Source organism: Bradyrhizobium sp. ISRA442, assembly GCF_038085055.1.
Taxonomy (GTDB): Bacteria; Pseudomonadota; Alphaproteobacteria; order Rhizobiales; family Xanthobacteraceae; genus Bradyrhizobium.
In genome coordinates, this window is the sequence record NZ_JALGCN010000004.1 from 498,038 (window position 1) to 507,273 (window position 9,236).

The 9,236-nt window shown below is 63.3% G+C and carries 11 protein-coding genes and 1 tRNA gene; 9 read left to right on the top strand and 3 right to left on the bottom strand.

Features of this window, described 5'->3' with window-relative positions:
- Positions 1–253 precede the first annotated feature (253 nt).
- The 4 genes from MTR72_RS12045 (at position 254) to MTR72_RS12060 (ending at position 2,665) form a co-directional block, all read left to right on the top strand.
- The gene (locus MTR72_RS12045; RefSeq protein WP_280964021.1) at positions 254–1,015 is read left to right on the top strand and encodes a Sir2 family NAD-dependent protein deacetylase; all 762 of its coding nucleotides are present in this window, start codon (positions 254–256) and stop codon (positions 1,013–1,015) included.
- Between the two features lie 196 nt (positions 1,016–1,211).
- Positions 1,212–1,877 (top strand): cold-shock protein, encoded by a 666-nt coding sequence (locus MTR72_RS12050; RefSeq protein WP_280964020.1) that lies wholly within the window; start codon positions 1,212–1,214, stop codon positions 1,875–1,877.
- 151 nt (positions 1,878–2,028) lie between these two features.
- The gene (locus MTR72_RS12055) at positions 2,029–2,514 is read left to right on the top strand and encodes a DUF192 domain-containing protein (RefSeq protein ID WP_280964019.1); all 486 of its coding nucleotides are present in this window, start codon (positions 2,029–2,031) and stop codon (positions 2,512–2,514) included.
- Between the two features lie 74 nt (positions 2,515–2,588).
- Positions 2,589–2,665 (top strand) — tRNA-Pro (locus MTR72_RS12060).
- Between the two features lie 6 nt (positions 2,666–2,671).
- Here MTR72_RS12060 and MTR72_RS12065 read toward each other — a convergent pair.
- Positions 2,672–2,944 carry a hypothetical protein gene (locus tag MTR72_RS12065; protein WP_280964018.1) on the bottom strand — a complete coding sequence of 91 codons (273 nt, stop codon included), beginning with the start codon at positions 2,942–2,944 and terminating at the stop codon, positions 2,672–2,674.
- A 701-nt stretch (positions 2,945–3,645) separates the two neighbouring features.
- Between MTR72_RS12065 and MTR72_RS12070 the strand changes: the two genes are divergently transcribed.
- Positions 3,646–3,837, top strand: a complete 192-nt coding sequence (locus tag MTR72_RS12070) for a hypothetical protein (RefSeq protein ID WP_280964017.1) — start codon at positions 3,646–3,648, stop codon at positions 3,835–3,837.
- An 82-nt stretch (positions 3,838–3,919) separates the two neighbouring features.
- Here MTR72_RS12070 and MTR72_RS12075 read toward each other — a convergent pair whose 3' ends face one another.
- Positions 3,920–5,089 (bottom strand): OpgC domain-containing protein, encoded by a 1,170-nt coding sequence (locus MTR72_RS12075; protein WP_280964016.1) that lies wholly within the window; start codon positions 5,087–5,089, stop codon positions 3,920–3,922.
- A gap of 250 nt (positions 5,090–5,339) precedes the next feature.
- Here MTR72_RS12075 and MTR72_RS12080 point away from each other — a divergent pair, with 250 nt between their 5' ends.
- From MTR72_RS12080 to MTR72_RS12090, 3 genes are all read left to right on the top strand, one after another.
- A complete protein-coding gene (locus MTR72_RS12080) occupies positions 5,340–5,645 on the top strand; it encodes an ETC complex I subunit (protein ID WP_280964015.1) in 306 nt (101 codons plus the stop codon).
- 127 nt (positions 5,646–5,772) lie between these two features.
- Positions 5,773–6,267, top strand: coding sequence for an Lrp/AsnC family transcriptional regulator (locus tag MTR72_RS12085; RefSeq protein ID WP_280964014.1), 495 nt, complete (start codon positions 5,773–5,775; stop codon positions 6,265–6,267).
- Positions 6,268–6,490: 223 nt separating this feature from the next.
- Entirely contained in the window at positions 6,491–6,787 is a 297-nt protein-coding gene (locus tag MTR72_RS12090) for a DUF3551 domain-containing protein (RefSeq protein ID WP_280964013.1), read from the top strand.
- Between the two features lie 128 nt (positions 6,788–6,915).
- On the opposite strand, the gene MTR72_RS12095 is transcribed toward MTR72_RS12090, so the two are convergent.
- Positions 6,916–7,944 (bottom strand): AraC family transcriptional regulator, encoded by a 1,029-nt coding sequence (locus MTR72_RS12095; protein ID WP_280964012.1) that lies wholly within the window; start codon positions 7,942–7,944, stop codon positions 6,916–6,918.
- A gap of 146 nt (positions 7,945–8,090) precedes the next feature.
- Between MTR72_RS12095 and MTR72_RS12100 the strand changes: the two genes are divergently transcribed.
- Positions 8,091–9,218: an isovaleryl-CoA dehydrogenase gene (locus MTR72_RS12100; protein ID WP_280970987.1), complete on the top strand. Its 1,128-nt coding sequence runs from the start codon at positions 8,091–8,093 to the stop codon at positions 9,216–9,218.
- Positions 9,219–9,236 lie beyond the last annotated feature (18 nt).

A 9,236-nucleotide genomic window follows, 5' to 3' on the forward strand; every position in this document is an offset into this window, starting at 1 on the left:
AAAAAATAAATCGGGGGACTGCGATCGCGAAGATCGATGTGGACTCACCGAGCATCGAAAAGCGAGCTGCGCGAGCGCGCGAACAAAGACTCGTGGAAAAGGTAGCGGCACGGCAGGCAGAGCCCGAGGCCGATCTCGAGCAGCTCGCCCACGGCAAGGCGGCGCAGAAAGCAGCGCACGCATTCCGTTGGACCGCGGCAGCACCCGGTCCGGCGTGCTATAGAGCGATGCCGAGAATACGGATGGCTTCTCCATGATCGCATCGGATCTTCGCAGCGGCGTTGAACAGCTCGGCGAGATGATCGCCGCGGCCAAGACCATCGTCCCGTTCACCGGTGCGGGCATTTCGACCGAATGCGGGATCCCCGACTTCCGCTCGCCTGGCGGCTTGTGGACCCGCAACCGCCCGATCCCGTTCGATGAATTCGTCGCCAGCCAGGACGCCCGCGACGAATCCTGGCGCCGCCGCTTCGCCATGGAGGCGACCTTTGCCGCGGCGAAGCCCGGACGCGGCCACAGGGCACTCGCCTCGCTCTACCGTGCCGGCAAGGTTCCCTCTGTTATCACCCAGAACATCGACAATCTGCACCAGGTCTCGGGCTTCGCCACCGACCATGTGATTGAACTTCATGGCAACACGACTTACGCGTGTTGTATTGGATGCGGGCAGATCTATCAGCTCGACTGGGTGAAGCGCCGCTTCGAGGCGGATGGCGCCGCGCCCGACTGCACCGTATGCGACGAGCCGGTGAAGACCGCGACTGTCTCGTTCGGCCAGGCGATGCCGGAGGATGCAATGCAGCGTGCAACCGAGCTGTCGCAAGCCTGCGACCTTTTCATCGCGATCGGTTCCTCGCTTGTGGTGTGGCCGGCCGCGGGCTTTCCGATGATGGCGAAGAATTGCGGCGCGCGTTTAGTGATCATCAATCGTGAGCCGACTGATCAGGACGATATCGCCGACCTCGTGATCCACCACGACATCGGCGAATCGCTCGGGCCGTTTGTCGGCAATTGAGCCGACATTTTGATTCGCGCGTGTGCAAGCTGTTCATAGGTCCCGGCGAATCTCTTTTTTGTCTATGCCTCTCAACCGGGAGTGTTATCTTCGATTCGAAAGATTCGCGTCGCGTCTTGCTGGGAAGGTTCTCGATAGACGCGTGATTCGACACCGCCGCTGAGGCGGGTGGCATGGCAGTGTGGGGTCCGGGGTTATGGGGTCGTCGGACGGATTTGAGTCCAAGAAGGTCGGAGTTCCTGCGCCGGGAGGCGCATCGTCGGGCCGGCTTGCGCCAGGCGAGCTCGGTGGTGGCGGCCGGGATGCAGCGCTCAATCCCTTCACCGGACTTGGCGAAGCCGGTGCCAACCTCGTCGAGGTCACCGGCGTCATCAAGTGGTTCGACGCTTCAAAGGGCTACGGCTTCATCGTTCCGGACAACGGTTGGCCGGACGTGCTGCTGCATGTGACGGTGCTGAGGCGCGACGGTTTCCAGACGGCTTACGAAGGCGCACGCGTCGTCGTCGAGTGCATCCAGCGCGTCAAGGGCTATCAGGCGTTCCGGGTGGTCTCGATGGACGAGTCGACCGCGATCCATCCGGCGCAGATGCTGCCGCCACGCACCCACGTGACGGTCACGCCGACCAGCGGACTGGAGCGCGCCCAGGTCAAGTGGTTCAACCGGCTACGCGGTTTCGGCTTCCTGACCTGTGGGGAGGGAACCCCCGATATCTTCGTGCACATGGAGACGCTGCGCCGCTTCGGTATGACCGAATTGCGGCCCGGCCAGTATGTCCTGGTCCGCTATGGGCCGGGCTCCAAGGGCATGATGGCGGCGGAGATCCATCCGGAGACGGGGTCGCCAGGATTGTCTTCCCACTAGACGACTGGATTTCCCACTGGCGTGGGCCGCCAAGTCCCGCAATCGTGAGCAGAGGCGCGCGGCCGGAGCGGACCGCGCGATCTGGCTTTTGTCATGATCGCCGCGTAAGGATGAGCCAGTTCCCACGCCGCCAGGCTATGAGTGCCGTCCCATGAGTTTTGATCGAAAGGCTGTCTGGTCCCGTGCCCGGGGCTGGCTTGCCGCCGTTCTTCTTGTCACCGGTTTTGCGATCGCGAACGCGCCCGTCCGCGCCGCCAGCTTCCAGCCGCTCGAGATCGTCACTAGGAACGGCGTCCAGGTGTTCTCGGTGGAGATGGCGACCACCGAGGAGGAAAAGCAGACCGGCCTGATGTACCGCAAGGAGCTCGCCGACGGCAAAGGCATGCTGTTCGACTTCAACCCCGAGCAGGAAGTGTCGATGTGGATGAAGAACACCTACATCTCGCTCGACATGATTTTCATCCGCGCCGACGGCCGCATCCTGCGGATTGCAGAAAATACCGAGCCGCTCTCGACGAAAATCATCTCGTCTCAAGGGCTTGCGAGGGGTGTTCTGGAGGTGCCGGCGGGCACGGCACAGAAGTACGGCATCCGACCCGGCGACCGCGTCGCCCACCCGCTGTTCGGCAGCAAATAGAGCCGTTTGGCGGGGCCAATGCCAGCCTTGCTGGCGCCCCGGGAAGCGTGTATCGACGGGGCTCGCTGGATATGCGGGGTATAGCGCAGCCTGGTAGCGCGGCAGTTTTGGGTACTGCAGGTCGTTGGTTCGAATCCAGCTGCCCCGACCAGCAATTTCAAGCAATGATCCGGCAAACAGCGATCCGGAAGGTCAGCGCGTGGCGCCCAGGGCGCTGGCGCGGGCCGTTTGATCGCACGTAATCTGTTCCTCTCGGATATTTGGGGTGCGCCTGAACTATCGCTTCGGCGATGTCGATCAGCGCGATTGATTCGTTCAGCACGGCGGCTGCGACGTCGCAGTCGACCGCCACAACGTCTTCCTCGGCAACGTCGTCGACACGCCTAACCAGCGCTCGATCGCAGGCGCCGAAATGCACGCTCGCATGCATGCTTAAACCTTGGCGTTTGTTCTCCGCACAGCGCGACTTCTACGCGGTTTTTCAAGGTATTGGTGCAGACTTGGCGGTACAGAATTCGCGCAGCATCGTCGAACCTTTGAACGTCGCCGGCGACATATTGGTGTTGGGGATTTCAGCGCCCAATGCCTAACGGACGCCGCCGAGCGAGGATACTCCGCTTGTGCGGCGTCGCGCTGTTCAGCGCAGCGCGGGTCAGCTCGAGGCGTACCAACCAGTAGGAAACGGGATCAACGGCCAGGCCCGACGATTGTCGTTGGCGGCTTTCGGCAGTTGATCGGCACCCCGTTCGACGACCGGGGCGGGCGGCGGCTGTACGATCGCCAGATGCAAACATGCACACTGCAAATTCATGGTGATCAATCCGGGCAATACGTTGCTTCAGCAATTCTCGGTCAAATGTCACGCGCTCTCAAAACGGCGCGTCTCGTCTCAAATCAGGCTGGTATTTTAGGAGGGAGACGCCGGCGTTTCAACGGCCGAAACCTGGCTATTCGGGATGAGTAAGGTTGACCGGTTAGGTTAAGGACGGGCCGTTGTTGCGGCGACTTTCGCAAGCGCTATCACATCGGTCACGGCTCGCGACGATGGGCGCCAACCCGCTTCACTCGAGATCGCATTCGTCGCGGCGGTTCGTTTCGTGCGAGTTGTCCGCCAAGGCTTTTCGGTTCGACATGGCTTTCGATTCAAACCCCGGAAATCTCCGTCCCCGATCCGGCTGGACCGAGATCTGGCACCTCTGGACGGTGATCGTGCCGCGGCGCTCGATCAACGGACAGCTTGTGTTCGGCAAGGTCTGGCGCCGGCATGACGGTCGCGACTGGATCTACAAGAAGTTCACCGAGTACAACGACGAAGCGGCCTGAACGCCAACCCCGTTCGGGTGCTCGCACGTGATCGAACCGGCGCGTCCGGGCTGGTTCGGCCGGACGCCGTGCTTGCGCCGGCTCAGCCGGCCTTTGCCGGCGTCGGCTTGGGTGAGGGCGGCTTCAGCGGCTTGTCCTGCCGTTTAGACCAGGAAATGTAGTAGGCGACGGTCGTCATGATCGCGATGCCGGCGATGCTGACGAAGATCTGCGCGAACACCGAGCCCGAGCTCATCGACAGCTCGAAGTGGCCGACGAATGACAGGAATACGCCGACGCAGAACACGGCAAGCGACTGCTGGCCGCACACGATCAAGGGATCGAACACCTTCCATTCCAGGCCCGGCCAATCCTTCGGCACGAAGCGGATCACCAGGATCACGATCACGGCGAAATGGATGAAGCGATAGGGCGCGAGATTGGTCTTGTCGTTCGGGTTGAACGCCGAGAACAGCCATTCCGGCAACATGGCGCCCAAGCTCGGGAAGCGGCCGGCCATGGTCATGATCAGCGCGAACAGGAGGTAGGCGAGGCAGAGCCAGAGCGTGATCTGCGAATTGATCAAGGTCATCGAGCGCCGCGCGCCGCCCATCGCGCACCAGGCGCCGAACACGAACAGCACCTGCCAGCAATAGGGGTTGAAGTACCACTGGCCGGCCGGATAGGCGTTCAGATTCCAGCCGAAATGACGCGCAGCCAGCCACAGCGCGATGGACGCCGCCATCGTCAGGTCGGGCTTGCGCAGCATGAACCAGAGCACCGGGGGAAACAGGCCCATCAGCACGATGTAGAGCGGCAGCACGTCGAGATTGAGCGGCTTGAAGCGCAGGAACAGGCCCTGCCGCAAGGTCTCGGTGGCGTTGTCGACGAGGCCTGCCACGTTGAACTCGTTGATCATCTCTGAATCGCCAAAGCGCAGCGCCAGGTAGCTGATCGAGGCGATGTAGATCACGAACAGAATGATGTGGGCGACATAGAGCTGCCAGACCCGCTTGGTCAGACGGGTGGCGCCGACGATGAAGCCGCGTTCCAGCATCATCCGCGCATAGACGAAGGAGGCGGTGTATCCGGAGATGAAGACGAACAGGTCGGCGGCGTCGCTGAAGCCGTAATTGCGCGTCGTGATCCAGTTCACCACGTTGTCGGGGATGTGGTCGAGGAAGATCGCCCAGTTCGCGACCCCGCGAAACAGGTCGAGCCGCAGGTCGCGTCCCTTTTCCGGGAGCGTTGCACTGATGTTCAGGAAGGCCATGCGAGGGGAGCTTTCGAAGAGGACGGACACGCAGGCATCGGCGGAACAGTGCCGCCGGGCGGGATCCGGACGGAGGCGGGTACGCAATTGTCACGGCGCAGCATAATGACTATACCCTCGGCCAGGTTACCCAGGGGCGGAATCACCAATCAGTTCCCGAATGGTGTCTCTATACTATCCCCGCGGTTTCCACCAACTGCTACCGTGACGCATCAAAATCGACCAAAGTCGCAAGGGGCCCGGCCGACCAATGACCGCACGCATTTTTAAGCCCGCCAAAAACGCGATGCAATCGGGCAAGTCCATGACCCGGGAATGGCAGCTCGACTACGAGCCGGAGCTGCCGCGGGCGGTCGAGCCGCTGATGGGCTGGACATCGTCGGCGGACATGAAGCAGCAGATCACGCTGCGCTTCCTCACCAAAGAGGAGGCGGTCGCCTATTGCGAGCGCAAGGGCATCGCCTACCAGGTGATCGAGCCCAAGGAGCCCCAGCGCCGGCCGGCTGCCTATGCCGACAATTTCTCCTTCCGCCGCGGCGAGCCTTGGACGCACTGAGCCGGACCCGCTGAGCCGGATCCACACCGGCGGTCCCGCCGCCCGAATCCCCTCGTCGAGCCCTTGGCAGCGATTCCGCGCCGTGCTTCGTTGATCCGAGGCATGACGGAATCCTGACGAGGTGGGTATGGCGGGGCGTCACCAGCTCGACGGCGTCGATCTGAAGATCTTATCCGAGCTGCAGCAGGACGGCCGCGTGCGCAACAACGAGCTCGCGCTTCGCGTCGGCGTCTCCGCGCCCAATTGCCTGCGGCGGCTGAAGGCCCTGTTCAGCCGCGGTGTCATCCGGGCGGTCCGCGCCGTCATCGATGAGCGGCTGCTGGGCTTTGAGGTGGTGTCGTTCGTCGCCATACAGCTCGGCAGCCAGGCCCAGCCGGTGCTGGAGGCCTTCGAAAGCTCGATCGCCGCGATCCCGCGCGTCCAGCAGTGCTGGCGGATTTCCGGCGATACTGACTATCTGCTGAAATGCGTGGCGCCGAGCGTCGAGAGCATGCGCCAGCAGCTCCTGCATTTCGCGGCGATGCCGAACGTGAAGAACGTCCGCAGCTTTCCGGTGCTGGGAGTGGCGAAGGACGTGCCATTGCCCGTGCAGGAGATCGCGGAAGTCACCTCGACAGGCTAGCAGCTTTACCGGCGAGGTAGTTGGCAATTTCATTCCAACATTCCAATGGCTTGACCGAAAAGCTTAGTAGATCACCTAACTGTGACATGTGATTTGGGAATTACTGCAATGCGGTGATCCGTGATTGTCGGCCCTGGCCCGCTCCCCACATGCGCGGTGTGAAGCTCGGCGCGCGCCGCACGCCGAGGACGCTTTTGTGGGACCCTGAATCAGGAAAAGACAGATGACCTCGACCTCGAAGACGTTCGTCGCCTCTGCTGCGACGCTGTTTGCGTCCGCGTTTCTCGTGATGACGGCACCGGCCGCTCGTGCAGACGATTACTGCATCACCAACGGCGCCCAAGCCGCTCACGGCTGCGGCTATCCGACGATGGAGGCCTGCCGGTCTGCAGCCGCCGGCATCGGCGGATCGTGTTCACAGAGCGGCGCGAAGAGCACGAACGACTCTCTCGCCTTTCAGCCGAAGCAGTCGCAGTCGCGCACCAAGCTTCGGCCGGGCGCACAAACCAACTCGAACTAACGCAATCGTATCGGATTGAGATCAGTTTCCAGCCATAGCGGTCTCCGAGCTTGTTCTCGGAGGCCGCAAAAGTATGACGCCTGCAACGGTTGAAAGCGAACGCTGTTCGGCCTTCGCATGCGCGCGACCTAACGATATCTGCCGCGAAACTCGCGCGGTGAAGCGCCGGTCCAGGTGCGAAAGGCGCGGGAAAAGCTCTTTTCGTTGCGGAAGCCGGCGAGCTCGGCGATCCGCTTGATCGGCACGCGGCCACGCATCAGCTCCTGCTTGGCGAGCTCGAGCTTGGCTTCCTCCTTCAAGTCGCGCAGCGAGGTCGCTTCCTCGCGCAGGCGGCGATGCATGGTGCGGGTGGAGAGCGCAAGTTCGCTCGCGACGTCTTCGGCGCCCAGGACGCGGCCGCGCGCGCCACGCAGCACGCGGCGGACACGCTCCACCAGCAGTCGGTCGCGCCGATAGGGCAGCACGGTCAGGCGCAGCGCGCCCTTCAGCATGGTGTCGAGGTCGGTGGCGCTGCGGGTGAGCGGCAGCGAGAGATAGTGCTTGTCGAAGACGATGCCGGCGCAGTCCTCGCGGAAGCGGACGTTCTTGCAGAAGATCGTCGGATAGACCGAGACGTGGGGCGGCTCGGGATAAGGAAATTCCGCTTCGCGGAGCGCGATCGCCGAATCGACGGCCCAGCAGGAAAAGCCGAGCACGTAGCGCAGCAGGGTGACGAGGCAGAACTCGCGGCAGGCGCCGAGGTCGCGCAGCTCGCGAACGGCAATGACTGCGGTTTCATCGGCGATCGCGAGCTCGAATAGCACGTCCTCGGTCAGGAGGCGGTGATGCCGGCACCAGCGCTTGAGCGCGACTTCGAGATTAGGCGCGGTGATCGAGGCGCGGCACAGCATGCCATAGGTGCCCCAGGGCAGGCGGCGCGAGAACCAGCCGAGTGCTTCGTCGTCCAGCTCGCGCATGGCGTGGCCCGCCAGCGCCTCGAACTGGGCGGCTGTCACCCTTCCATCCGTCGATTTGACAAGGTCTGCCGTTACCTGGCCCTTGCCGAGGGCCTCGGCCGGGTCGCGTCCGTAGCGATCGTAGGCGGCGACCACGCCGCGGACGAAGGCGGCTGGCGTCATGGCGCGGCGGGGCGTCGCGGTCGCGGCTTGAAAGGTCATGGAAAAATCCTCGCCAAACTTGGCGGAAAATGCAACCTTTTAGACCGCTGTGGCGCCCGCGCGGGGGTAGGTTCGGGCCTGATAAGAACGGAGGAATCGCCTTGAATATCCCGAGCATCGATTTCGATCTGGGCGAAGAGATCACCATGCTGCGCGATACCGTGCGCGCTTTCGTGGAGGCGGAGGTCGCGCCGCGCGCCGCCGAGATAGAGAAGGCAAATCTGTTCCCGGCGGACCTCTGGAAGCGCCTCGGCGACCTCGGCCTGCTCGGCATGACGGCGCCCGAGCAGTATGGCGGCTCCAACATGGGCTATCTCGCCCATATCGTCGCCATGGAGGAGGTTTCACGCGGCTCGGCCGCGGTGGGGCTGTCCTACGGCGCCCATTCCAACCTCTGCGTCAATCAGATCCGCCGCAATGGCAACGAGGTGCAGCGGCAGCGCTATCTGCCGAAGCTGATCTCCGGCGACTATGTCGGCGCGCTTGCGATGTCCGAGCCCGGCGCTGGCTCCGACGTCGTCTCCATGAAGCTGCGCGCCGACAAGCGCGGCGACCGTTACGTGCTCAACGGCTCGAAGATGTGGATCACCAATGGCGGCGATGCCGACGTGCTCGTCGTCTACGCCAAGACCGATCCTGAGGCCGGGCCGCGCGGGATGACCGCGTTTCTGATCGAGAAGGGCTTCAAGGGCTTCACCCACGGCCAGCATCTCGACAAGCTCGGCATGCGCGGCTCCAACACCTATCCGCTGTTCTTCGACGAGTGCGAAGTGCCGGAAGAAAACGTGCTCGGGGGCGTGGGCGAGGGCGTCAAGGTCCTGATGTCGGGCCTCGACTACGAACGCGCGGTGCTGTCCGGCGGCCCGCTCGGCATCATGGCGGCCTGCATGGACGTGGTCGTGCCTTACATGCACGAGCGCAAGCAGTTCGGCCAGCCGATCGGCGATTTCCAGCTCATGCAGGGCAAGCTCGCCGACATGTATTCGACCTGGCAGGCCACGCGCGCCTATGTCTACGCCGTGGGGCGCGCCTGCGACCGTGCCAACCATGCGCGCAGCTTACGCAAGGACGCCGCCGCCGCGATCCTCTATTCCGCGGAGAAGGCCACGTGGATGGCGGGCGAGGCGATCCAGGCGCTCGGCGGCGTCGGTTACACCAGCGAGTTTCCCACGGGACGTCTTTGGCGCGATGCCAAGCTCTACGAGATCGGCGCCGGCACCTCGGAGGTTCGTCGCATGCTGATCGGCCGCGAGCTGATGGCGGAGACGACGTAGCCTCCACGCGATTGGAAT

Coding starts and splice junctions, on each gene's coding strand:
- MTR72_RS12085 (WP_280964014.1), top strand. CDS start 5,773: ATGGCGGGGCGTCACCAGCTCGACGGCGTCGATCTGAAGATCTTATCC.
- MTR72_RS12100 (WP_280970987.1), top strand. CDS start 8,091: ATGCTGCGCGATACCGTGCGCGCTTTCGTGGAGGCGGAGGTCGCGCCG.
- MTR72_RS12050 (WP_280964020.1), top strand. CDS start 1,212: ATGGGGTCGTCGGACGGATTTGAGTCCAAGAAGGTCGGAGTTCCTGCG.
- MTR72_RS12045 (WP_280964021.1), top strand. CDS start 254: ATGATCGCATCGGATCTTCGCAGCGGCGTTGAACAGCTCGGCGAGATG.
- MTR72_RS12070 (WP_280964017.1), top strand. CDS start 3,646: ATGGCTTTCGATTCAAACCCCGGAAATCTCCGTCCCCGATCCGGCTGG.
- MTR72_RS12090 (WP_280964013.1), top strand. CDS start 6,491: ATGACCTCGACCTCGAAGACGTTCGTCGCCTCTGCTGCGACGCTGTTT.
- MTR72_RS12080 (WP_280964015.1), top strand. CDS start 5,340: ATGACCGCACGCATTTTTAAGCCCGCCAAAAACGCGATGCAATCGGGC.
- MTR72_RS12075 (WP_280964016.1), bottom strand. CDS start 5,089: ATGGCCTTCCTGAACATCAGTGCAACGCTCCCGGAAAAGGGACGCGAC.
- MTR72_RS12065 (WP_280964018.1), bottom strand. CDS start 2,944: ATGCATGCGAGCGTGCATTTCGGCGCCTGCGATCGAGCGCTGGTTAGG.
- MTR72_RS12095 (WP_280964012.1), bottom strand. CDS start 7,944: ATGACCTTTCAAGCCGCGACCGCGACGCCCCGCCGCGCCATGACGCCA.
- MTR72_RS12055 (WP_280964019.1), top strand. CDS start 2,029: ATGAGTTTTGATCGAAAGGCTGTCTGGTCCCGTGCCCGGGGCTGGCTT.